Raw genomic sequence first — 23,574 nt, 5'->3', positions numbered from 1 at the left:
AGGGGCGCCGAGCCCGCGGGGCGTCAGGCCCCCGCCAGCACCCCGGTGTAGTAGACGGTCCCCGCGCACGCCCCCGGGACCACCGCCGTCGTGGAAGGGGCGCCGCCCTGGGCGGTGTGGGTGACGGCGATGCTGCCGTCGGCCACGCCCTCCTCGGTCATCAGCTGGGTCGTGGTGCCCGTCGAGGCGCCGGTGTCGGTCGTGGTGGCGCCGGAGGCACCTTCGTCCTCGGTCGGCGTCGGGTCCGGCGAGGGCCCGCCGGTGCTGCTGCCGCCCGCGTCGCCGCCGGTGGTGGGGCAGGTCTCCGAGGGCACGAAGGCGAACTTCTCCTCGTACGCCGCACCGGGCTGGAGGACCAGCGAGGCGGACTCCAGGGACGGGTCGGGCAGGGCGGTCGCCGCGTCCCCGGCCACATGGCGGGCGGTGAGGACCCTGGCGGGGTCGGCGGCGCCCTGGGCGGCGGCGTAGACGGTGCCGGGGCCGCCGACGGTACAGGCGGTGGCGGAGATGTTGGTGACCCGGAAGACGCCGTAGACGGCACCCGCGGAGTCGGGCGCGTTCACCGTGCCGGTGGCGGAGCTCAGCTGGTCGACCGTGCACAGCGGGATGCCCGCGGCCGTGGTGGCGGCGGGATCGGCGCCACTGGTGGAGCCGCCGCCGTGGCCGTCCTCGGTGTGCTTGGAGCCGGGCTTGCCGGGCTCCTTGCCGGGCTTGTCCGGCTTGTCGTGGGAGTCCTTCTCGACGCCCTTGTCGCCGCCCTTGTCCTTGCCCTGGCCGGTGCCGCCCTGTGCCTGGGAGGTCTGGCCGGCCATGGCGGTGTTGGGGTCGGAGCCGCCGGAGTGGGAGACGTGCACGAGGGCGGGGACCGCGGTGCCGATGAACAGGGCCGCCGCGGCCATGCCGACCGCCGCCTGCCGCTTGCGGGCGCGGCGCGCGGGGACGGCGCGGCGCAGCCGGTCCAGCGTGCCGGAGCGCGGCTGGATGTCGTCGACCGCCGAGTGCAGCAGGCGGCGCAGGGCCAGCTCGTCCGAGTCGAGCCCGTCGCCGGCCGGGCCGAGCCCCTCGCGGTCCTTGTCGTCGGGGCCGTCGTTCACAGTTCCGTTCCCAGCATGCGATTGCGTGTGCTCCTGGCCCTCGCGCCGTGTCGGCTCACGCCAGGCGTAGGGCTCGTGACGTTCATGGGAGTGACGCTCGTGGGAGTGACCGTCATGGGAATCGCCCCCTTCGGCGCGGTCGCTCATGCCGGTGCCTCCATGGCCACCCGCAGCGCGGCGATGCCGCGCGAGCCGTACGCCTTCACCGAGCCCAGGGATATGCCGAGCGTCTCGGCGACCTGGGCCTCGGTCATGTCCGCGAAGTAGCGCAGCACCAGGACCTCGCGCTGGCGGCGCTGGAGGCCCTTCATGGCCTTGATCAGGTCGCGGCGCTCCAGCTGGTCGTAGGCGCCCTCCTCCGCGCTCGCCATGTCGGGCATCGGCTTGGAGAGCAGCTTGAGGCCGAGGATGCGCCGGCGCAGCGTGGAGCGGGACAGGTTGACGACCGTCTGCCGCAGGTAGGCGAGGGTCTTCTCGGGGTCGCGGACGCGCTTGCGGGCCGAGTGGACGCGGATGAACGCCTCCTGGACGACATCCTCGCAGGAGGCGGTGTCGTCGAGCAGGAGCGCCGCGAGGCCGAGCAGCGAGCGGTAGTGCGCCCGGTAGGTCTCGGTGAGGTGGTCGACGGTCGTGCCGACGGCCTCGGTCGCCACGGCACCCGCGGTCTCCTCGGCGCCGTCACGCTGACTGGGTATGCGGGCGGGCCGCGCTGCGGGCATGGGCGCGATCACCGGCATGCCGCCGGACGAGCGGGGCCGGAGCGCCGCGCGGGGCCGCAGGGCCGCGGCGCCGCGGGATAGTTCGAGTACCTCTGCCACGCCAGTTGGACACGTTTCCCCCCTCGGGGGTTGTACGTGCCGGACGTCACATGTGCGACAACCGACGGTGCCTCAAGTGCCGTCATGCGTCCCGCTCTTCCCTTATATCCCATTTGAACGGGCGTCCCCACGCCCCGATCACGGCGTCCCCACGCCAGGATCATCACGTCCCAGGCCCCACAAGGGTGACCGCAAAGACGCTCCCCGCCCTCCGTACGGTTGCGGAAAGCGGGGAGAGAAAATCCTCTGTCGCCAAGAGGAGCGGATCAAGTGGATTGGACCATGCTCCCGGCCACACTGCTTGTACAGATCCTACGCAGCCGTCAGGCGGGACCGTCCGGCTCCGCCGGCTCGGCGGCGATCAGCTCCGCGATCTGCACGCAGTTCAGCGCGGCGCCCTTGCGCAGGTTGTCACCGCAGACGAAGAGTTCGAGCGCGGTCGGATCGTCCAGCGCCCGCCGCACCCGGCCGACCCAGGTCGGATCGGTGCCCACCACGTCGGCGGGGGTGGGGAACTCGCCGGCGGCCGGATCGTCGCACAGCACCACGCCCGGCGCGGTGGCGAGGATCTCCCGGGCGCCGTCGACGCCGACCTCGCGCTGGAAGCGGGCGTGGACGGTCAGCGAGTGGGTGGTGACCACCGGCACCCGCACACAGGTCACGGCGACCGGCAGCTTCGGCAGGCCGAGGATCTTCCGGGACTCGTCGCGGACCTTCATCTCCTGCGACGACCAGCCGTCCTCCCGCAGCGTTCCGGCCCACGGGACGACGTTGAGCGCGACCGGCTCCGGGAACGGCCCGGTGTGGTCCCCGACGGCCCGCCGTACGTCCCCGGGCTTGGTGCCCAGTTCGGTGCCGGCCACCAGGGACAGCTGGGCCCGCAGCGTCTCCACGCCGGCCCGCCCGGCCCCGCTCACCGCCTGGTACGACGACACCACCAGCTCGCGCAGGCCGAACTCGGCGTGCAGCGCGCCCAGGGCGACGATCATCGTCAGGGTGGTGCCGTCGGGGCCGGCGACGATGCCGCGCGGCCGGTTCCGCAGCGCGTGCGGATTGACCTCGGGCACCACCAGCGGCACGTCCGGTTCCATCCGGAAGGCGGCCGAGTCGTCGACGACGACCGCGCCGCGCGCGGCGGCGACGGGCGCCCACGCGGCGGCGACCTCGTCCGGGACGTCGAACAGCGCGATGTCGACCCCGGCGAAGGCGTCCTCCGTCAGGGCCATCACCTCGACCTCCTCCCCGCGCACGGCCAGCTTGCGGCCGGCCGAGCGGGGGGAGGCGATCAGGCGGATCTCGCCCCAGATGTCCGCGCGCTGGGACAGGATCTGGAGCATGACCGTGCCGACGGCTCCGGTCGCCCCCACGACCGCGAGCGTCGGCTTGCCGGTCATCGGCCGGTACCCCGGCTCATCGGCCGGTGCCTCCGTAGACGACGGCCTCGTCGGTGTCCGAGTCGAGTCCGAAGGCGGTGTGCACGGCGCGCACGGCCTCCGGTACGTCGTCGGCGCGGGTGACGACCGAGATGCGGATCTCGGAGGTCGAGATCAGCTCGATGTTCACGCCGGCGTTGCTCAGCGCCTCGAAGAAGGAGGCGGTGACCCCCGGGTTGGTCTTCATACCGGCGCCGACCAGGGAGATCTTGCCGATCTGGTCGTCGTAGCGCAGCGAGTCGAAGCCGATGCCCGGCTTGTTCTTCTCCAGCGCGTCGATGGCCTTGCGGCCCTCGGTCTTCGGCAGCGTGAAGGAGATGTCCGTCAGGCCGGTGGAGGCGGCGGACACGTTCTGCACGACCATGTCGATGTTGATCTCGGCATCGGCGATGGTCCGGAAGATCGCGGCGGCCTCACCCGGCTTGTCCGGCACGCCGACGACCGTGACCTTGGCCTCGGAGGTGTCGTGCGCGACACCGGAGATGATGGCCTGCTCCACCTTCTGGTCCCCAATCGGCTCACTGCTGACCCACGTGCCCTGAAGTCCGCTGAACGAGGAACGGACGTGGATCGGGATGTTGTAGCGGCGGGCGTACTCCACACAGCGGTGGAGCAGCACCTTGGAGCCGGAGGCCGCGAGCTCCAGCATGTCCTCGAAGGAGATCCAGTCGATCTTCTTCGCCTTCTTGACCACACGCGGGTCGGCGGTGAACACACCGTCGACGTCGGTGTAGATCTCGCAGACCTCGGCGTCGAGCGCGGCGGCCAGCGCCACGGCCGTCGTGTCGGACCCACCGCGCCCCAGCGTGGTGATGTCCTTCTTGTCCTGGCTGACGCCCTGGAAACCGGCGACGATCGCGATGTTGCCCTTGTCCAGGGACTCGCGGATCCGGCCCGGCGTCACATCGATGATCCGGGCTTTGTTGTGGACCGAGTCGGTGATGACGCCTGCCTGGCTGCCGGTGAAGGACTGGGCCTCGTGGCCCAGGTTTTTGATCGCCATCGCCAGCAGGGCCATGGAGATCCGCTCTCCGGCGGTCAGCAGCATGTCGAATTCCCGCCCGGCAGGCATGGGAGAAACCTGCTCGGCGAGATCGATCAGCTCGTCCGTCGTGTCGCCCATCGCGGAAACGACGACGACAACCTGGTTGCCGTTCTTCTTCGCTTCCACGATCCGCTTGGCGACGCGCTTGATGCCTTCGGCATCGGCTACGGAGGAGCCTCCGTACTTCTGCACGACAAGGCCCACGTGCGCTCCTCGCTCGGTTCGTTGTGTCGGCTCAGTCTAACGAGCGTCCGAATCCCACCGCCCTGCTCCCGCATGGTGAGACATGGGAGCGGGCGGACGGCGGACGTCCGCTACCGGCACCTGCCCAGCGTGCCGCCCGGCACTCGGAAAGTGCCCCGGCTCACAGCCGGACCGGGCGGCGGACCGCCGGCGCGGGGGCTACTGGCCCGGCTGGAGCCCCAGCCGGCCGCCGATCTCCTGGGCCATGACCCGCCCCGCCTCGAACTCCAGCGTCTCGTCGCCCATGGTGGCCTGGTCCGTGTCCAGGCCGTCCAGCTCCTCCAGGGGCTGGTTCAGCCGGACGTGGATGAGGACGGACTGCAGCGCGCGCAGCACGGCGGAGGCCGTCGGACCCCAGTTGGAGAAGTAGGAGAACTGCCACCACCACAGCGCCTCGGTGGCCCGGCCCGCCCGGTAGTGGGCCATGCCGTGCCGCAGGTCGCTGATGATGTCGGCGAGGTCGTCGGAGATGCGTGCCGGCACCGGGGCCTTGCGCGGCTCGTACGGGTCGAAGACCTCGGAGTAGACGTCGACGGGGTCCAGCAGACGCGCGAAGTTCTCGCGGAGCTCGTCCAGGTCCGGCTCGGGACCGGGGTCGGGCTCGTAGCGCTCGTCGGGGACGATGTCCTCGTGCGCGCCTAGCCGGCCGCCGGCCAGCAGCAGCTGGGAGACCTCAAGGAGGAGGAAGGGGACGGCCGATTCCGGTTCGTCGCCCTTCGCCACCTCCGTGACGGCCACCAGGAAGCTCTCGACCTGGTCCGCGATCTGGACCACGAAGTCGTCCGGGTTCTGCGTCGAGGCGTGCAGCGTGGCGTCAGACATCTAGGAGTCGTCTCCCCTCGAAGGCGCGGCCGAGGGTCACCTCGTCCGCGTATTCCAGGTCGCCACCCACCGGGAGGCCGCTGGCCAGGCGGGTGACCTTCAGGCCCATGGGCTTGATCATGCGAGCGAGGTACGTCGCCGTCGCCTCGCCCTCCAGATTCGGATCCGTCGCCAGGATCAGTTCCGTGACCGTCCCGTCGGCCAACCGCGCGAGAAGTTCTCGTATACGCAGGTCGTCGGGTCCCACACCCTCGATCGGGCTGATCGCCCCGCCGAGCACGTGGTAGCGGCCCCGGAACTCACGGGTGCGCTCGATCGCGACGACGTCCTTCGGCTCCTCCACCACGCAGATGACGGCGGGGTCGCGGCGCGGGTCGCGGCAGATGCCGCACAGCTCCTCCTGCGCCACGTTGCCGCAGGTCGCGCAGAAGCGGACCTTCGCCTTCACTTCCAGCAGCGCCTGTGCGAGCCGCTTCACGTCCGTCGGCTCGGCCTGGAGGATGTGGAAGGCGATCCGCTGCGCGCTCTTGGGACCGACGCCGGGCAGCCGTCCCAGCTCGTCGATGAGGTCCTGGACCACGCCTTCGTACAACGGACTGCCTTTCCTGGAGACCTTTCGGTACGTACCGTAGTTGGCTTCCGCCTCCGCCCGGAAGGCGGATGCGTCAGAACGGCAGCCCCGGGATGCCGCTGCCGCCGCCGAGGCCCTGGGCCAGCGGGCCGAGCTTCTGCTGCTGGAGCGTCTGCGCGTTCTCGTTGGCCGCCTGCACGGCGGCCACGACCAGGTCGGCGAGGGTCTCGGTGTCCTCCGGGTCCACCGCCCGCGGGTCGATCTTCAGCGCGCGCAGTTCGCCCGCGCCGGTGACGGTGGCCGTCACCAGTCCGCCGCCCGCCTGCCCGTCGACCTCCGTGTTCGCCAGTTCCTCCTGCGCCCGCTGCAGGTCCTGCTGCATCTTCTGGGCCTGCTGGAGCAACTGCTGCATGTTGGGCTGGCCACCGGGGATCACGATCAGCTCCTCGCCGTTTTCCGTCGTTGTCTCCGACGTTTTTCTCCGTCGTCAACGAGCCTACGTGGTCCACGCGGCCACTGCTGCGCCACTCTTTCGAGTGAAGGTGACGACAGCCCTATACCTGATCAAGGCCCTCTTCCGAGCGGAAAAGTGGGGGAAGCTCCCTCTCCGCCACCCATTGGGCGGTAGGAAGGTGCCCGCGCGTCGGCATGGAATGTCACGCAACGTGACCGGTCGTGATCAGTAGGGAGTGCCGGGTGGGTCAGCCGGAGATGCAGCCCGAGGGTCCGCCTCAGGACGGGCGGGGCGAGGGTGCCGCCGGACTGCGGCCGGGCGACCTGACCGGGCGGGCCTTCCCGCTCGGGGACTGGGGCGAGCCCGCCGAACGGCTGGACGAGCTGTACCGGTGGGCGGAGCGCCGGGCACTGGAGACCACGGCCTGGTACCTGCGGGACCGGATCTGGAAGCGGCGCGGCGCGCGCGTCCTGCGCACCGGCGCGGCGGCGGGAGCGGTGGCCGGGGCGGCGCTGCCCCTGCTGGACCTCACCGGGGTGGCCGGCGGCGTGGCACCCTGGGGCTGCCTGGCGCTGCTCCTGACGGCCGCCTCCGTCGGCGTCGACCGGTACTTCGGGGTCACCTCCGGCTGGATGCGGGACGTGGCCACCGCGCAGGCGGTGCAGCGACGGCTCCAGTCGTTCCAGTTCGACTGGGCGTCGGAGAGCGTGCGGGAGGTGCTGGGGCCGGCGGAGGGCACGGCGAGCGAGGCGGCCGAGCGGTGCCTGTCGGTGCTGCGGCGGTTCGCGGAGGACATCACGGAGCTGGTGCGCGCGGAGACGGCGGACTGGATGGTGGAGTTTCGCACCGGCGCGGCACCGCTCGGGATCCAGACGGCGGTGGCGGCGGTGCCGCGGCAGGAGGGCGGGGCCGGCGGAGGCCGTTTCTCCCTGCCGCCGGCGAACGGCAGCCGGCCCAACATGCCCCGGCAACGGCCGCCCGAGCCCCGATAGCGCCTTTCGGCGCCGGATCGATCCAGCCGGCCGCTCACTCCTTGGTGTACGTCAGGCTCTCGCCGCCGCTCGCCTTCGCCCGCTTCAGCCGTCCGTCCGGCAGCAGGGTGACCTCGGTGGCCTCGCCCGGGGTGCAGGAGGAGGCGGGTTCACCGGTGGTGACGGTGGACGGCCCGATCGCCAACGGCCCGTTGTCGCCGGGCTCCGCGGAGAGCGTCGCCTCGAAGACGCAGTGGTACGACCCGCCGCCGTCGGTCGGCCCGTCCGCGACCAGCGTCAGCACGGTGTCCCCCACCTCGCCCTGGCGGATGGTGAGTTCACGGGTGTTCGCCCCGTCGGCGTTGTCGATCGTCGTCCGCCAGGTGCCCAGGTACGCCTCCGGTATCGCCCCGGCGGCGGAGGCGGACGGGGACGGCGCCGAGGTGGTCGGCGTGGGCGCCCCCGAGGTGGCCGGCGGTCCGGAGGTGCCGGTCGGCGCGGGGCTGACGGTGCCGGTCGCCTTGTCGTCGGTGCCGTCGCCGTTCTTCATCAGCGCGTACACCGAACCGCCCGCGGCCAGCGCCACGACCAGCGCGATCACCACGAGCAGGGCGGTGGAGCGCCCGTTGCGCCGCTCCGGCTCGGCGGGCACTCCGACGGCCGGCGGCCCGTACGGCGGGGTGGAACCGAGCCCGCCGCCGTAGGGCTGGTACGGCTGCTGCGCCCCGCCCCAGCCCGCGGCGCCGGACTGCTGCGGATAGCCGTAGGCACCGGGCGGGGCGTGCTGCTGGGGGACGTGCGGGTACTGCTGGTGCTGCTGGGGCTGGTGCGGAGGCTGCGGGGGCTGCTGGTTCGGGTGTTGCTGGTTCTGGTGTTGCTGGTTTTGGTGTTGCGGGTTCGGGTGCTGCTGGTTTTGGTGTTGCTGGTTCCCGTGTTGCTGGTGGGGATCCTGGTACTGCTGGGGATACGGCGTGCCGTACGCCCCGGGTGCCGCGCCGATTCCCGGCCGAGCCGGTGCCGGCGGCATGCCGGACGGCGGTGCCTGCGCGGCGGCGACGGTGGGCAGGTGGTTCACCTGGCCGCCGGCCCCGGGGGTACCGGACGGCCCCGGACCCCCGTCGGCCACGGCGGCATGCTCGGCCGAGCCACGCGCACCCCCGGGAAGCGTCCCGGCACCCCCTGCCCCCGCGGCCGGCGGCGAGGGCGGAACGGGCGGTGCCGGAGGCACACCGTTCCCCGACGCTCCGACGCCCGCGCCCATACCCGCACCCGCACCCGCACCCGGTGATCCCCCCGCACCCCGCTCCGGGTTCTCCACCTCCAGCAGCCGCACGGCGTGCCGGCCCAGCTGGGCGACCAGCGAGCCCGGCAGCCACGGGTCCCGGGACCGGCCGCCGACCACGGTGTCCTCCACCCCGGTCCGCTCCAGGATCGCCTCCAGCGAGGGCCGCGCCTCCGGCTCCTTGCGCAGGCAGTCGCGCACCAGGTCGGCGATCCCCTCGGGCACCCCCGTGAGGTCCGGCTCCTCCTGGGCGATCCGGAACATCAGCGCGTGCACGCCGCTGTTCGCGCTCCCGAAGGGCATCGCGCCGGTCGCCGCGTACGCCAGCACGGAGCCGAGGCAGAACACGTCGCACGCCGGTGTGATGCGGTCCCCGCGCACCTGCTCGGGCGCCATGAAGCCGGGCGACCCGACGAGGGACCCGGTCCGGGTGAGCCCCTCCCCGCCGGCGGTGGCCGTCTCCCGCGCCCGCGCGATCCCGAAGTCGATCACGCGGGGCCCGTCGATGGTCACCAGCACGTTCGACGGCTTCAGATCGCGGTGCACGATGCCGGCCGCGTGGATGTCCCGCAGCGCCTGCGCCAGCCCCGCCGCGAGGATCCGCACCGACCGCTCGGGCAGGGCGCCGTGGTCGTGCCCGACCACCTGCTGGAGGCTCGGCCCGGCCACGTACCCGGTCGCCACCCACGGCACGGCCGCCTCGGTGTCCGCGTCCAGCACGGGCGCGGTCCAGTACCCGCCGACCCGCCGCGCGGCCTCCACCTCCTGCCGGAACCGCGCCCGGAACTCCTCCTGCTCGGCCAGTTCCTCACGGACGACCTTGACCGCGACGGTGCGCCCCCGGTCGGAGCGGGCCAGGTACACCTGCCCCATCCCGCCCGCGCCGAGCCGCGCCAGGAGCCGGTAGGCCCCGATCTTCCCCCAGCCTCCGGCCGGGGGTGCCCCCAGCGGATCCCCCGCCCCCAGCTTCTCCATCCCCGCGCCCGCCTTCCCCCCGTAGGTCTGCACCGACCGAGAATAGTGCGGTGGTGCGACAGCGGTCCCGGGCCGGTGTCTACGGTTGCGTAACAGGACCCCGACCACGCCACCGGCGCCCGCCCGTCGACAACCTGTCGCGGATTGCCCCCGCCCACGGAACAAGACGCCGATGTCGCTTCCGCATCGCGGACATCTACCCTCACCGGCATGACCCCTCAGCCCAGCCCCGAAGCCGGCGCCGCGGTGAAGGCCGCGGACCGCGCGCACGTCTTCCACTCCTGGTCGGCCCAGGACCTCATCGACCCGCTCGCCGTCGCCGGCGCCGAGGGGTCCTACTTCTGGGACTACGACGGCACCCGGTACCTGGACTTCACCAGCGGACTCGTCTTCACCAACATCGGCTACCAGCACCCGAGGGTCGTCGCGGCGATCCAGGAGCAGGCCGCGCGGATGACGACCTTCGCGCCCGCGTTCGCGGTCGAGGCGCGCTCGGAGGCGGCCCGGCTGATCGCCGAGCGGACCCCCGGCGACCTGGACAAGATCTTCTTCACCAACGGCGGCGCGGACGCCGTCGAGCACGCGGTGCGCATGGCCCGGCTGCACACGGGCCGTCCGAAGGTGCTCTCTGCCTACCGCTCCTACCACGGCGGCACCCAGCAGGCCGTCAACCTCACCGGTGACCCGCGCCGCTGGGCCTCCGACGGCGCCGCCGCCGGAGTCGTCCACTTCTGGGCGCCGTTCCTCTACCGCTCCCGCTTCTACGCCGAGACCGAGGAGCAGGAGTGCGCCCGGGCGCTGGAGCACCTGGAGACGACGATCGCCTTCGAGGGGCCCGCGACGATCGCCGCCGTCATCCTGGAGACCGTCCCCGGCACCGCCGGGATCATGGTCCCGCCGCCCGGCTACCTGGCCGGCGTCCGGGAGATCTGCGACAAGTACGGCATCGTCTTCATCCTCGACGAGGTCATGGCCGGCTTCGGCCGGACCGGCGAGTGGTTCGCGGCCGACCTGTTCGGCGTGGTCCCCGACCTGATGACCTTCGCCAAGGGGGTCAACTCGGGCTACGTGCCGCTGGGCGGTGTGGCCATCTCCGAGAAGATCGCCGAGACCTTCGGCAAGCGGCCCTACCCCGGCGGCCTCACCTACTCCGGGCACCCGCTGGCCTGCGCCGCCGCCGTCGCCACGATCAACGTGATGGCGGAGGAGGGCGTGGTCGAGAACGCCAGGCGGCTCGGCGAGACGGTCGTCGGCCCCGGCCTCGCCGCGCTGGCCGAGCGGCACCCGAGCGTCGGCGAGGTGCGCGGGGTCGGCATGTTCTGGGCGCTGGAGCTGGTGCGGGACCGGGAGACCCGCGAGCCGCTCGTGCCGTACAACGCCGCGGGCGAGGCCAACGCCCCGATGGCCGCGTTCGCCGCCGCCGCCAAGCGGAACGGCCTGTGGCCCTTCGTGAACATGAACCGCACCCACGTCGTCCCGCCGTGCAACGCGACCGAGGCCGAGCTGAAGGAGGGTCTGGCCGCGCTCGACGCCGCGCTGAGCGCCGCCGACGAACACATCGGGTGACCGTACGGTGGCTGCCGCCGGGCCGATCCGAACGCGTAAGGTGGCGTGCTCGAACGACGTCGTGGGACACCCGGCGTCCTGGAACGACAGCGAGCACGTAGGAGAGGCCCGAGCATGCCCGGCACCGGCGCGGTGACGCGCAGCACCCTGCGCCAGCAGATCGCGGACGCGCTCCGTGACGAGGTGCTGGCGGGGCGGCTGCGCCCGGGCCGGGCGTTCACCGTCAAGGAGATCGCCGACCAGTACGGCGTCTCCGCCACCCCCGTCCGCGAGGCGCTGGTCGACCTGTCCGCGCAGGGCCTGCTGGAGGCCGACCAGCACCGCGGCTTCCGCGTGCCCGAGTACTCGGTGACCGACTACCGGAACATGATCGAGGCCCGCAGCCTGGTCACCGACGGCATGTTCCAGGCCCTCACCGCGGGCCACCCCGCCTTCCGCACCCCGCCCGAGGATCCCCGCACGGCCGCCGCCCTGACCACCGTGCGGCGCCGCGGCGAGGAGGCCCAGCGGGCCGCGACCGCCGGCGACCTCACCATCCTCATCGGCTACGACCTGAGGTTCTGGCGCGAGCTGAGCGCCCTGTTCGGCAACCCCTACCTCGCCGACTTCCTGCACCGCCTGCGCGTCCAGTCCTGGGTCTGCGCGGTGCAGCACCTGCTCCGGCTGCCCGATCTGCGCGGCCGGCTCTGGGCCCGGCACACCGAGCTGGTCGACGCGCTCGCCCGCCGCGAGGCCGGGACCGCCCGGGCGATCGTGGCCGACTCCAACGCCCACTCGCTGGCGCTGCTGGAATACCTGACCAACGGGTAAGTGACCGGTACGGCCCGTACGGGGGGCGCCTCCCGGGGTCGTACGGACTACCCTGCCCTGACCACCCGCTGCCGTGCGTGATCACGCGCCTGCCGACGCGAGGAGCCCTCTTTTGGCCTGTGACCTGTGGCTGGTACCGCTCGTGGACGTGTTGTGCCACACCCCGGAAAACCCCTTCGCCGAGGAACTCGCGCAGTACGACAAAGCGCTGGCCGAGGCCGGTCTGCCGCCGGTGCCGGTGTACCAGTACATGCCGGGCCTGTCCGGTGACGTCGCCCCGGTCGCCGGTTTCGACTACGACGCCCTGCACTTCCTGCGCCGGGCGTACCTGCTCCAGGTCTGCGGGCTGCCGGTGACACCGGTGGACGAGCTCGGCGGTGACTACGAGCAGTTGCTGGAGATGTTCGAGCCGACCGCCCAGCAGTCGCACCTGGTCTGGCACTACGACCACGCGGGCGCGTACGTCCCGGTCGACTTCCCGCACCCGCTGTCGAACGAGGAACTGCTCGCGGGCGGCGGCCCGTTGGGCTCCTCGCAGACCCTGCTGCGCGAACTGCAGTACGTGGCCCCGTCGATCGGCATCGACCCGGCGAACCCGCCGGCGGCCCCGGTGCCCCCGGCGGCCCCCACCGAACTGGAAGAACCGGCCGTCGCGGCCCCGTACGACCCCAGCCCCTTCGCCCGCGAGCGGCACGTCTGGCTCGGCCTGCACGCGGCGGCGACCCGCTCCCTGGCCCAGGGCTCGATGATCGTCTTCAGCTGACCCACCGGGCGACACGGCTGCGCCCGCCGGTCCCGCCCGGAGGCGGAACGGCGGGCGCTGCCGCGAGGTGCCTAGAGGAACGAGTTGATCTCGATCGTCTCGTCCCGGCCCGGGCCCACGCCGATCGCGGAGATCGGGGCGCCGGACATCTCCTCCAGCGCCTTGACGTAGTTCTGGGCGTTCTTCGGCAGGTCGGAGAAGGACTTGGCCTTGCTGATGTCCTCGCTCCAGCCCGGCAGCATCTCGTAGACCGGCTTGGCGTGGTGGAAGTCGGTCTGCGAGTACGGCAGCTCCTCGACCCGCTCGCCGTCGATCTCGTACGCCACGCAGACCGGGATCTGCTCCCAGCCGGTGAGGACGTCGAGCTTGGTGAGGAAGAAGTCGGTCAGGCCGTTGACGCGGGTGGCGTAGCGGGCGATGACCGCGTCGAACCAGCCGCAGCGGCGGTCGCGGCCGGTGGTGACGCCGCGCTCGCCGCCGATGCGGCGCAGCGCCTCGCCGTCCTCGTCGAAGAGCTCGGTCGGGAACGGGCCCGCGCCGACGCGGGTCGTGTAGGCCTTGAGGATGCCGATGACGCGGCTGATCTTCGTCGGGCCCACGCCGGCGCCGGTGCAGGCGCCGCCCGCGGTCGGGTTCGAGGAGGTGACGAAGGGGTACGTGCCGTGGTCGATGTCCAGGAGGGTGCCCTGGCCGCCCTCGAAGAGGACGACCTTGTCGTCCTCCAGGGCCTGGTTGAGGACCAGCACGGTGTCGGCGACGTACGGCCTGATCTGCTCGGCGTAGCCCAGCAGCTCCTCGACCACCTGGCCGGCGGCGATGGCGCGCCGGTTGTAGAGCTTGGTGAGGATCTGGTTCTTGGCGTCGAGGGCCGCCTCGACCTTCTGGGTCAGGATCGACTCGTCGTACAGGTCCTGGACCCGGATGCCCACGCGGTTGATCTTGTCGGCGTAGGTCGGGCCGATGCCGCGGCCGGTGGTGCCGATCTTGCGCTTGCCGAGGAAGCGTTCCGTCACCTTGTCGACGGTCACGTTGTACGGCGTGATGATGTGCGCGTTACCGCTGATCAGGAGCTTGGACGTGTCGACGCCACGCTCGTTCAGACCGCTCAGCTCGGAGAGCAGGACCGACGGGTCGACGACGACGCCGTTGCCGATGACCGGAACACACGAAGGCGAGAGGATTCCGGAAGGGAGGAGGTGGAGTGCGTACTTCTGGTCGCCGACGACCACCGTGTGGCCGGCGTTGTTGCCGCCCTGATAACGCACCACATAGTCGACGGAGCCACCGAGCAGGTCCGTCGCCTTTCCCTTGCCTTCGTCACCCCACTGAGCACCGAGCAGCACAAGTGCGGGCACGCGCGTACACCCCTTCCGGGCGGGGCATGTCCAAGGTCGGGGGCGCGGGCGTAAGGTTCACCGCCGCGTACCACCGCGACCGCCGTTGGTCGCACAACCGTCGGACCGGATGCCCCGGAATAGACGAAGCCCCTGGCGCAATAGCGCAAGGGGCTCTTGCACAAAGATGCTACCCGAGGAAGCGAGGCAGGACCGAGGTGGCGACTTTCGCGACGTCCGATCAGCTGCTGGTGATCATTGATCCGGCGGCCCGGCATACGGACGCGGAGTCCGTCCGGATCGCGAAAGACGTGCTCAGCGCGGGTGCGGCGGCCAAGGTGTGCCTTCCCGAGGGGCCGGAGGAATTCGCCCGTGCCCTGGGCCGAAGGGGGTCCCGGCGGCCGGTGGTGATCGGTGACGGCCGGGCCCTGGTGCGGGCCGTGGGCCTGCTGCACCGGCAGCGCGAGCTGGCCGGATGCGCACTGTCGGTGGTGCCGGTGGGGGACACCGCGCTCGCCGAGGCGCTGGGCGTGCCCGGTGGTGCGGTGGCGGCGGCGCGGGCCGTGCTGGACGGGGTCGAGCGGCGGCTGGACCTGCTGGTGGACGACAGCGACGGGGTGGTGCTGAGCACGGTGGCCATTCCGTCGGCGCCCGTCCGGGAGCCGGCGGACCCGGTGCCGGCCGGCTCCGGCCGCCCCTGGCTGCGGACGACGTACCGCTCCCTGGTGCGCACCCTGGCCGCCCGGCCCGCCCGGCCGGCCGCCGCGCCCGCACCCGGCGCCACCCGGCTGCGGGTGGAGGTCGACGGGGAGACCGTGGTGGACCTGGGCCAGCCGGTGGAGGCGGTGTCGGTGGTCCCGGGCCCGGGCGGGCTGGCGTCGGTGGAGGTACGGCCGCTGTCGGTGGGCGCGGAGGCGACCCCGCTGCCCGCCTCCGGCCGGACGGTGACGGTCACGGGGGCGGACTTCCGGTACCGGGCGGACGCGATGGTGTCGGGACCGGTACGGCGGCGGACCTGGCGGGTGGAGGAAGCGGCCTGGGGGCTCGTACTGCCCGCCGACCGATGACCCCGACGGCCAGCTAAAGGTCTAGTGACAAATATTTAACAACGCAGACCCCTTCCCGAGCGGACCCCTCGTCCACCATCCTGCTCCATCAGGACCCACGGGCCGGACACGGAAGGGGCCATGGGATGGCAGTGGACGAGGGCCTTGCCCCGGCGACGGACAGCGGTGACGGCGGCACGGTCCACCGGCTGAAACCCAACGCAGTGGGCCTGCTCGGCGTGGTGTTCATGGCCGTGGCCACCGCCGCGCCGATCACCGCGATGACCGGCAACGTGCCCTTCATGGTGTCCTCCGGGAACGGCGTCGGGGCACCCGCGAGCTATCTCGTCGCAATGGTCGTACTGGCAATCTTTTCCGTGGGTTTCACGTCGATGGCCAAGCACATCACGTCCACCGGCGCCTTCTACGGCTTCATCTCCTACGGCCTGGGACGCACCGTCGGACTGGCCTCCGGACTGCTCGCGACCTTCGCGTACGTCGTCTTCGAACCGGCGCTGATCGGCATCTTCTCCACCTTCGCCACGACCACCCTGAAGGACCAGACGGGACTGGACGTGCCCTGGTGGGCCTTCGCGGCCCTGATGCTCGCGGTCAACGCGACCGGGACCTGGTTCGGCGTCAGCGTCGCCGAGAAGCTGCTGGTGGCGCTGCTGGCGACCGAGGTCACCGTGCTGGCGGCGATGGCGGTCTCCGTGGCCTTCCACGGCGGCGGCCCGCACGGCTTCACCTTCGCGCCCGTCGACCCGGTGAACGCCTTCCGGGGCACCTCCGCCGGCCTCGGTCTCTTCTTCGCCTTCTGGTCCTGGGTCGGCTTCGAGTCCACGGCGATGTACGGCGAGGAGTCCCGCGACCCGAAGCGGATCATCCCCAAGGCGACGCTGATCAGCGTGCTCGGCGTCGGCGTCTTCTACGTCTTCGTCTCCTGGATGGCCATCACCGGCAACGGCGAGGCGGCGGCCGTGCGGGCGGCCTCGTCCGCCAATCCGCTCGCGATGTTCTTCGACCCGACCGAGCGCTACGTCGGCCACTGGGCGGTCGACGTCATGCAGTGGCTGATGATCACCGGCTCGCTGGCCTGTGGCATGGCCTTCCACAACTGCGCCGCCCGCTACCTGTACGCCCTCGGGCGGGAGGGCGTCCTGCCCGCGCTCCGGCGCACCATCGGCCGCACCCACGCCCGGCACGGCTCCCCGCACATCGCGGGCCTGGTGCAGACGGCGGTGAGCGGGCTGCTGATCGCCGCGTTCTGGATCGCGGGCAAGGACCCGTACACCGGTACCTACGTCCTGCTCGCCATCCTCGGCACCATGGCGATCCTCGTCGTCCAGGCCGTGTGCTCCTTCGCGGTCCTGGTGTACTTCCGCTCCCACCACCCCGAGACCCGGCACTGGTTCCGCACCTTCACCGCGCCCCTGCTGGGCGGCGTCGCGATGCTCGCGGTCGTCGTGCTGCTGGTGTCCAACATGGGCGTGGCGGCCGGCCCGGAGTCCGGCTCGCTCGTCCTGAAGGCGACCCCGTGGCTGGTCGCGCTGGTCGCGGCCACCGGCCTCGGCTACGCCCACTACCTCAAGCGCCGCGCCCCCGAGCGGTACGCGCTGCTGGGGCGGACGGTGCTGGAGGACACCAAGGAGCGCTGAGGCTCCGGTCGTCCGCTCCCGGTGCGGGGGTGCTCAGGCCACCTCGACGGCCAGCCCCTCCAGGCCGCGGATCACGAAGTTCGGCTTGCGCCGGGGGTCCGCCGCGAGGGACAGGGTCGGGGCCCGGCGCAGGAGGGCCGTCAGGGAGGCCGCGAGTTCCAGCCGGGCCAGCGGCGCGCCGATGCAGTAGTGGATGCCGGCGCCGAAGGAGATGTGCGGGTTGTTCGCGCGGGTCAGGTCCAGCCGGCCGGGGTCGGTGAAGACCGCCGGATCGTGGTTGGCCGAACCGAAGAGCAGGGCGATCTCCGCGCCCCTCGGGATCGTCGTGCCGTCGATCTCGATGTCGTCCAGCACCCAGCGTTCGAAGAGCTGGAGCGGGGTGTCGTAGCGCATCAGCTCCTCGACCGCGGAGGGGACCAGGGAGTGGTCGGCGCGCAGGGCGGCGAGCCGGCCGGGGTTGCGGAACAGGGCGTACCAGCCGTTGACCGTGGCGTTGACGGTCGCCTCGTGCCCCGCGTTCAGCAGCAGTACGGCCGTGGAGACCATCTCCTGCTCGGTCAGCCGGTCGCCCTCGTCGTGCGCGGCGATCAGCCCGGAGATCAGGTCGTCGCCCGGCTCCTTGCGGCGCTCGACGATCAGCTCGCGCAGATAGTCCGAGAACTCGGCCGAGGCGCGCACCGCCTTCCGGGCCGTCTCCTGCGACGGGTTCAGCTCGTACATCCCGCAGATCTGTGCCGACCAGGGGCGCAGCGGGGACCGGTCCGGCTCGGGGATGCCCAGCATCTCGGCGATGACGGCCACGGGCAGCGGCTCGGCGACGTCCGTGAGCAGGTCCCCGCCGCCCGCCGCGACCAGCCGGTCCACCAGTTCGCCGGCGAGAGCCGCCACGTACGGCCGCAGCCGCTCCACCGTGCGCGGGGTGAACGCCTTCGACACCAGGCGCCGGATCCGGGTGTGGTCCGGCGGCTCCAGGTCGAGCATCCCGTGGTCGTTGAGGGTGTGGAACGGTTCGTGTTCCGGCGGGGGCGGTGTCCGCCCGAACTCCTCGTGCGAGAACCGGTGCCGGTAGGTGCGGCCCAGCCGGCGGTCGCGCAGCAGCGCCGAGACGTCCGCGTGGTGCGGCACCAGCCACTGGTCGGTCGGCTCGTACCGGATCACCCGGCCGCGCGCCCGCAGCTCGGCGTAGGCCGGGTACGGGTCCGCGAGAAACGCCGGGTCCCAGGGGTCGAAGGCGAGGTCCGCAGCAGCTGCCATGGACGGACGGTAGCCCCGGGCGTCCCCCGCCGGCCAGGGTGAGGGGGCCGCGGCTCAGCCCGGTGTGACCAGCCTCGCCTCGTAGGCGAACACCGCCGCCTGGGTGCGGTCCCGCAGTCCCAGTTTCACCAGCACCCGGCTGACGTGCGTCTTGATCGTCGACTCCGCCACCACCAGCCGCTCGGCGATCTCCGCGTTCGACAGGCCCTGCGCGATCAGTACCAGCACCTCCGTCTCCCGTTCCGTCAGCTGCCCGTACGCCGCCTGCGCCGACGGCACCAGCCGGGGCGCGTCGGCCAGCCGGGAGAACTCCGTGATCAGCCGCTTGGTGACCGAGGGGGCCAGCAGGGCCTCGCCCGCCGCCACCACCCTGACGCCGTCGGCCAGCCGGCGGGCCGAGGCGTCCTTGAGCAGGAAGCCCGAGGCGCCCGCGCGCAGCGCCTGGTACACGTACTCGTCCAGGTCGAACGTGGTCAGCACCAGCACCTTCGCCGTCCCGTCCGCCGCGACGATCTCCCGGGTGGCCTCGATGCCGTTCAGCTCCGGCATCCGGATGTCCATCAGCACGACGTCCGGGGCCAGTTCACGCACCCGCTCGACCGCCTCCCGGCCGTTGACGGCCTCGCCGACGACCTCGATGTCGGGCATCGCGTTCAGCAGGACGGAGAAGCCCTCGCGGACCATCATCTGGTCGTCCGCGATCAGTACGCGGATCGTCATGCCCCGTCCTCGGTCGCCGTGGCGGCCGGCACCGGCAGGAACACCGTCACCTCGTAGCCCGCGTCGGCCGTCGGGCCCGCCGTCATCTCGCCGTTCAGCATCGACACGCGCTCCCGCATGCCCGTGATGCCGTGCCCGGCGCCGGGGGACGCCTTGACCAGGTGCGGGGCCGGCGGCGGACCGTTGACCACGCGCAGTCCCAGGCCGCCGAGGACGTACCCGATCTCCACCCGTGCCCCGGCCCCCGGAGCGTGCCGCAGCGCGTTGCTCAGCGCCTCCTGCACGATCCGGTACGCCGACAGCTCCACCCCCTGCGGCAGCTCCCGCACCGCGCCGGTCACCGCCTTCTCCACCCGCAGACCGGCCTCGCGTACGTTGGCGAGCAGCCCGTCCAGGTCGGCCAGGGTGGGCTGCGGGGCGTCCGGTGCCTCGTAGTCCTCCGCGCGGACCACCCCGAGGACGCGGCGCAGCTCGGTCAGGGCCGCCACCGCGTTCTCCCGGATGGTGGCGAACGCCTTCTCCAGCTCCGGCGGCGGGTTCTCCACCCGGTAGGGCGCGGCCTCCGCCTGGATGGCGACCACCGACATGTGATGGGCGACCACGTCGTGCAGCTCGCGGGCGATCGTCGTGCGCTCCTCCAGCAGGGTGCGCCGCGAGCGCTCGTGCTCGGTCACCGTCTGCTGGGCGGTCACCTCCTGCTGTGCCTGCCGGCGTGTGTGCCGGACCGTGACGGCCAGCAGCAGCAGCGCGGACACGAGCAGCATGGGGCCGGTGTCGGTGTCGTAGTGCCCGAAGCCGAAGAGGGCCTCGGCGAAGAAGCCGTACACCCCGGTCAGCACCCACATCCAGGCCGCCGCGCGCGGGCGGGTACGGCTCGCCACGATCGTCAGCACCAGCAGGTGGGACACCAGGCTGCCCGGCAGCCACGGCCAGCTCCCCCAGTCGCCGCCGAGCACGGCGGTGGCGGTGGTCGCCGCGAACGACAGCCAGAACGCGCCGACCGGGCGCACCAGGGTCAGCAGCACCGGCGCCAGGGCGAGCAGCCCGGACATCAGCGCCGTCGGGCCGGCGTCCGTGTCCACCATGCCGGCGGCCATCGCGACCAGTCCGCCGGCCACCACCACGCCGTGCGGTGTCCAGGCCGCGTATGCCCGCATCCGCTCGGAGAAGTGGCGGGAGAGGGGGCCGGCCACGGTCCTGCGGGGCAGCGGGCGGTAGGCGAAGGCGTCGTGGAACAGGTCCTGCCACAGCCCGCGCAGGGCGTCCGCGGCCAGCCTGGCCTCGGGGCTGCGCGGCCTGGCGGCCGGGCCCGGCGGCGTCTGCGTGTGCGTCGTCTCGGTCACGTGCCACACGGTAGGCGGGGGCGGGGGGCGCGGTCGTCCCCTTGGAGGGGGTCCTCGCGGGTCCCCCTCAGGTACTACGGGGTGCGGGTCGGCGCCGCTCGGCGGTCTGCGCGTGCGACAGGCCCTGCGCGATCAGCGCCGGCACCAGGTGATCGCGGACTCACATCGCGGACTCACCAGGCGAGCTGGGCGATCTCCTCCGCCACCACCGCGCAGGCGTCCGCCGCGGGGTCGATCAGCGGGAAGTGACCCACGTCCTCCAGGAGCGTCAGCCCGACCATCTCGCCCGCCTTGGCCGCCGCCTCGGCGTACGACTCGGCCACCTGCTCCGGTACGTCCAGGTCGCCGCGGCCCTGGACGAGCGTCGTGGCGATGCCCGTCGGGAGGAGCAGCGCGGGGTCCGCGTACGGCCGGCGTTCGGCGAAGTGGTCCGGTCCGCCCAGCAGCTGCAGCGACGCGTGCTCGCACACGCCCAGCTTCTCCGCCACCTCGAGGTCCGCGATCGGGGCCAGCGCGACGACACCGCGCAGCGGCACCGGGCCGTCGGTGCGCCAGGGCGCGTCCGCGGGGAGGACGTGCCGGGCCGCCGCCCACAGGGCCAGGTGCCCGCCCGCCGAGTGGCCGGTCAGCACCGTGCGGCGGGGATCCGCCTGCGGAAGCGCCTCGCGCACGAGCGCGGGCAGGGCGTCCAGAGCCGCCGCCACGTCGTCGAACGTGTCCGGCCAGCGCCCGGCGAGCGGCGTGCCGCCGGCCCCGGCCGGCTCCTCCCGCCCCGCCTGCTGCCCCGGGATCAGCGGCTCGCCGCCCCGCCGGTACTCGACGTTGGCCACCGCGAAGCCTCCGCGGGCCAGGTAGTCCGCGAACGGAGTGATGTGGCGGCGGTCGTAGCGGGCGCGCCAGGCGCCGCCGTGCAGGACGACGACCAGGGGGGCCGGTGCGCCGTTCGCGGCGGACTCCGGGCCGGTGCGGGGCGCGTAGAAGTCGATCACCTGGTCGGGGTGGTCACCGTAGGCGGCGGTGACGTCGGGGTCGACCACGGGGTGCGAGAAGGCCGACTCCTCTTCGGCGGCGGCGCGGGCTGCTGCTGCGTCGTCCGGCATGCTCCAACCTCTCAGCGAAGGAACGAATTTGGCGGACCAGGAGGGAAATCGGCCGTCGGCGGGGACGGTATCAGGCCGGTGACGTGCGGGGATACGGGGATGTGACGCTGGGTGAGTGGTGCAGGGGGCCGGGGCGGCAGGGGGAGGCGGGGGCGCCGGCCCCCCGCCCACCGCCCCACCGCCCTACCGGACCTCCTCCCCCAGCACCCGAGCCGCCCGTTCCACGTCCCGGAAGCCCACGTACAGCGGGGTGAAGCCGAAGCGGAGGACGTCGGGGTGGCGGAAGTCGCCGACCACGCCCCGGGCGATCAGGCGCTTCATCACCTCGCCCGCGTCCGGGCAGCGCAGCGCGATCTGGCTGCCCCGCTCCTCGTGCCGCTCGGGCGTCACGCACTCCAGCCGGCCGGGCTCCGTGTACGCGGACACGCACCGCAGGAAGAAGTCCGTGAGCGCCAGGGACTTGGCGCGGACGGCGGTGACCGACACCCCCTCCCAGACGTCGAGGGCCGCCTCCAGCGCCAGCAGGGAGAGGATGTCCGGGGTGCCGACCCGGCCGCGCAGGGCGCCCGGTGCCGGGGTGTAGGACGGGCTCATCCCGAAGGGCTCGGCGTGGGAGTTCCAGCCGGGCAGGGGGGAGTCGAAGCGGTCCTGGTGCTCGGTGCGCACGTACAGGAAGGCGGGCGAACCCGGGCCGCCGTTCAGGTACTTGTAGGTGCACCCGACCGCCAGGTCCACCCCGTGCTCGTCCAGGCCCACCGGCAGCGCGCCCGCGCTGTGGCACAGGTCCCAGACCGCGAGGGCGCCGGAGGCGTGGACCGCGGCCGTCAGCGACGGCAGGTCGTGCAGCCGGCCGGTGCGGTAGTCGACGTGGTTGAGCAGCACCGCGGCCGTGCGGTCGCTCAGCGCCGACGGCACCTGTGACGGGGTCACCGCGCGCAGCGTGCGGCCGGTCAGCCGGGCCGCCGACTCGGCGATGTAGCCGTCCGTGGGGAAGGTCGTCGCGTCGACCAGCAGTTCGTCCCGGGCGTCCCCGGCCATGCGGACGGCCGCGACCAGCGCCTTGAAGACGTTCACGCTCGTCGAGTCGCCGACGACGATCTGGCCGGGTGCCGCGCCCACCAGCGGGGCGATCCGGTCGCCGATCCGCTCGGGCGCCGTCCACCAGCCGCTCTCGTCCCAGGAGCGGATGCGCAGTTCGCCCCACTGGCGCCGGACCACGTCCGCCACCCGGTCCGGGACGCCCGTGGGCAGGGCGCCCAGGGAGTTGCCGTCCAGGTAGACGCCGGCGGTGTCCGCCGCACGGCCGGACGGGTCGTCCAGGACGAAACGCTCCCGCAGCGGCGCCAGCTCGTCCGCCGCGTCCAGCTTCTCGGCGTGCAGGGCCAGCTCAGACATGCGACCTCGCCGTCCACAGTTCCGGGAACACGTTCTTGCGGGCGCGCTTCTCCAGCCAGGCCACACCGGCGGAGCCGCCGGTTCCGGCCTTGGCGCCCATCGCGCGCCGGGTGGCGACGAGATGGTCGTTGCGCCAGCGCCACACCAGCTCGGCCACATCGCTCAACGCCTCGCCGAGGCGGACGAGTTCGGCGTCCTGGTCGCCGGAGTAGATCTCCGCCCAGGCCGCCTCGACGGCGTCCGAGGGCTCGTACCGCCGGGCCACGTCACGGTGCAGCACGGAGGCGGGGACGGCGTGGCCGCGGCGCGCGAGGAGCCGGAGCACCTCGTCGTACAGGCTCGGCTCGTGCAGGGCCTTCTCCAGTTCCGCGTGGACGCGCGGGGCGCCGCGGTGCGGGACGAGCATGGACGCGGACTTCTCGCCGAGCAGGAACTCCAGCCGCCGGTACATCGCCGACTGGAAGCCCGAGCCCTCGCCGAGCGCGCTGCGGTACGAGTTGAACTGCGCCGGGGTGAGCTGGCCCAGCGGCTTCCAGGAGGCGTTGAGGGCCTCCAGCTCGCGCACGGAGCGCTTCAGCGCGGCGATCGCGGTGGGCACGTCGTCGGCGCGCAGCGCCTGCGCCGCCGTCTCCCACTCGTGCACGATGACGGTGAACCACAACTCCATGACCTGGGTCGTCACCAGGAAGACCATCTCTCCGGGGTCGTCGGAGAGGGTCTGCTGGAGGTGGGTGAGGACGTCCGCCTTGACGTAGTCCTCATACGGCGTCGTCCCCGCGAAATCGAGATTCGGGGTCTCGGGCTCAGCGGCCTCGTGAGGGGGGTGAGCCTGTTGGGACATCGCTGTCTCCTGTGTTACTCCGGGTAGCGGTCCGCC

At 72.6% G+C, this 23,574-nt stretch carries 21 protein-coding genes; 6 read left to right on the top strand and 15 right to left on the bottom strand.

The genetic code is table 11. From position 1 onward, the window contains the following. Nucleotides 1–23: 23 nt before the first annotated feature. From ABZ576_RS16815 to ABZ576_RS16785, 7 genes are all read right to left on the bottom strand, one after another. Entirely contained in the window at nt 24–1,094 is a 1,071-nt protein-coding gene (locus ABZ576_RS16815) for a hypothetical protein (RefSeq protein ID WP_360740809.1), read from the bottom strand. Nucleotides 1,095–1,237: 143 nt separating this feature from the next. After that, nucleotides 1,238–1,831 (bottom strand): SigE family RNA polymerase sigma factor, encoded by a 594-nt coding sequence (locus tag ABZ576_RS16810; protein ID WP_360741115.1) that lies wholly within the window; start codon nt 1,829–1,831, stop codon nt 1,238–1,240. A 404-nt stretch (nt 1,832–2,235) separates the two neighbouring features. Then, the gene (locus tag ABZ576_RS16805; protein ID WP_360740807.1) at nt 2,236–3,306 is read right to left on the bottom strand and encodes an aspartate-semialdehyde dehydrogenase; all 1,071 of its coding nucleotides are present in this window, start codon (nt 3,304–3,306) and stop codon (nt 2,236–2,238) included. A 16-nt stretch (nt 3,307–3,322) separates the two neighbouring features. Continuing rightward, nucleotides 3,323–4,594 (bottom strand): aspartate kinase, encoded by a 1,272-nt coding sequence (locus tag ABZ576_RS16800; protein ID WP_360740805.1) that lies wholly within the window; start codon nt 4,592–4,594, stop codon nt 3,323–3,325. Between the two features lie 198 nt (nt 4,595–4,792). Beyond that, complete coding sequence (locus tag ABZ576_RS16795; protein ID WP_360740803.1) at nt 4,793–5,455, bottom strand: DUF5063 domain-containing protein; 663 nt, start codon at nt 5,453–5,455, stop codon at nt 4,793–4,795. Next, complete coding sequence (recR, locus tag ABZ576_RS16790) at nt 5,448–6,047, bottom strand: recombination mediator RecR (RefSeq protein WP_356151572.1); 600 nt, start codon at nt 6,045–6,047, stop codon at nt 5,448–5,450. Before recR ends, ABZ576_RS16795 begins: the two co-directional genes overlap by 8 nt. A gap of 73 nt (nt 6,048–6,120) precedes the next feature. Next, nucleotides 6,121–6,462, bottom strand: coding sequence for a YbaB/EbfC family nucleoid-associated protein (locus ABZ576_RS16785; protein ID WP_360740802.1), 342 nt, complete (start codon nt 6,460–6,462; stop codon nt 6,121–6,123). Between the two features lie 260 nt (nt 6,463–6,722). Here ABZ576_RS16785 and ABZ576_RS16780 point away from each other — a divergent pair, with 260 nt between their 5' ends. Beyond that, entirely contained in the window at nt 6,723–7,472 is a 750-nt protein-coding gene (locus ABZ576_RS16780) for an SLATT domain-containing protein (RefSeq protein ID WP_360740800.1), read from the top strand. Between the two features lie 34 nt (nt 7,473–7,506). Here the strand turns inward: ABZ576_RS16780 and ABZ576_RS16775 are convergent, their stop codons facing one another. Further along, complete coding sequence (locus tag ABZ576_RS16775) at nt 7,507–9,708, bottom strand: serine/threonine-protein kinase (RefSeq protein WP_360741113.1); 2,202 nt, start codon at nt 9,706–9,708, stop codon at nt 7,507–7,509. A 210-nt stretch (nt 9,709–9,918) separates the two neighbouring features. Here ABZ576_RS16775 and ABZ576_RS16770 point away from each other — a divergent pair, with 210 nt between their 5' ends. The 3 genes from ABZ576_RS16770 (at nt 9,919) to ABZ576_RS16760 (ending at nt 12,847) form a co-directional block, all read left to right on the top strand. Beyond that, a complete protein-coding gene (locus tag ABZ576_RS16770; RefSeq protein WP_360740798.1) occupies nt 9,919–11,274 on the top strand; it encodes an aspartate aminotransferase family protein in 1,356 nt (451 codons plus the stop codon). Nucleotides 11,275–11,388: 114 nt separating this feature from the next. Further along, complete coding sequence (locus ABZ576_RS16765) at nt 11,389–12,084, top strand: GntR family transcriptional regulator (protein WP_360740797.1); 696 nt, start codon at nt 11,389–11,391, stop codon at nt 12,082–12,084. Nucleotides 12,085–12,196: 112 nt separating this feature from the next. Then, nucleotides 12,197–12,847, top strand: coding sequence for a hypothetical protein (locus ABZ576_RS16760; protein WP_360740794.1), 651 nt, complete (start codon nt 12,197–12,199; stop codon nt 12,845–12,847). A gap of 71 nt (nt 12,848–12,918) precedes the next feature. Here the strand turns inward: ABZ576_RS16760 and ABZ576_RS16755 are convergent, their stop codons facing one another. Beyond that, complete coding sequence (locus ABZ576_RS16755; RefSeq protein ID WP_360740792.1) at nt 12,919–14,202, bottom strand: adenylosuccinate synthase; 1,284 nt, start codon at nt 14,200–14,202, stop codon at nt 12,919–12,921. A 197-nt stretch (nt 14,203–14,399) separates the two neighbouring features. Here ABZ576_RS16755 and ABZ576_RS16750 point away from each other — a divergent pair, with 197 nt between their 5' ends. Together ABZ576_RS16750 and ABZ576_RS16745 are read left to right on the top strand one after the other, a co-directional pair. Next, nucleotides 14,400–15,248, top strand: coding sequence for a diacylglycerol kinase (locus ABZ576_RS16750; RefSeq protein ID WP_360740790.1), 849 nt, complete (start codon nt 14,400–14,402; stop codon nt 15,246–15,248). Nucleotides 15,249–15,373: 125 nt separating this feature from the next. Then, nucleotides 15,374–16,885 carry an APC family permease gene (locus ABZ576_RS16745; RefSeq protein ID WP_360740788.1) on the top strand — a complete coding sequence of 504 codons (1,512 nt, stop codon included), beginning with the start codon at nt 15,374–15,376 and terminating at the stop codon, nt 16,883–16,885. 33 nt (nt 16,886–16,918) lie between these two features. Here ABZ576_RS16745 and ABZ576_RS16740 read toward each other — a convergent pair whose 3' ends face one another. From ABZ576_RS16740 to ABZ576_RS16715, 6 genes are all read right to left on the bottom strand, one after another. Continuing rightward, complete coding sequence (locus tag ABZ576_RS16740; protein WP_360740787.1) at nt 16,919–18,139, bottom strand: cytochrome P450; 1,221 nt, start codon at nt 18,137–18,139, stop codon at nt 16,919–16,921. A gap of 54 nt (nt 18,140–18,193) precedes the next feature. Further along, a complete protein-coding gene (locus ABZ576_RS16735; protein ID WP_360740785.1) occupies nt 18,194–18,859 on the bottom strand; it encodes a response regulator transcription factor in 666 nt (221 codons plus the stop codon). Further along, a complete protein-coding gene (locus tag ABZ576_RS16730) occupies nt 18,856–20,202 on the bottom strand; it encodes a histidine kinase (RefSeq protein ID WP_360740783.1) in 1,347 nt (448 codons plus the stop codon). The genes ABZ576_RS16735 and ABZ576_RS16730 overlap by 4 nt, the downstream gene beginning before the upstream one ends. A 173-nt stretch (nt 20,203–20,375) precedes the next feature. Further along, nucleotides 20,376–21,302, bottom strand: coding sequence for an alpha/beta hydrolase (locus tag ABZ576_RS16725; RefSeq protein ID WP_360740781.1), 927 nt, complete (start codon nt 21,300–21,302; stop codon nt 20,376–20,378). Nucleotides 21,303–21,485: 183 nt separating this feature from the next. Then, on the bottom strand, nt 21,486–22,697 hold the full coding sequence (gene kynU / locus ABZ576_RS16720; protein ID WP_360740779.1) for a kynureninase: 1,212 nt from the start codon (nt 22,695–22,697) through the stop codon (nt 21,486–21,488). Beyond that, the gene (locus ABZ576_RS16715; protein WP_360740777.1) at nt 22,690–23,538 is read right to left on the bottom strand and encodes a tryptophan 2,3-dioxygenase family protein; all 849 of its coding nucleotides are present in this window, start codon (nt 23,536–23,538) and stop codon (nt 22,690–22,692) included. Before ABZ576_RS16715 ends, kynU begins: the two co-directional genes overlap by 8 nt. Nucleotides 23,539–23,574: the final 36 nt, after the last annotated feature.

Origin of the sequence: Streptomyces sp. NPDC013455, from assembly GCF_040632975.1 — a bacterium.
Lineage (GTDB): Bacteria > Actinomycetota > Actinomycetes > Streptomycetales > Streptomycetaceae > Streptomyces.
The sequence above is the reverse complement of the archived record's forward strand: the minus strand, read 5'-3'. Positions and strand labels throughout refer to the sequence as shown.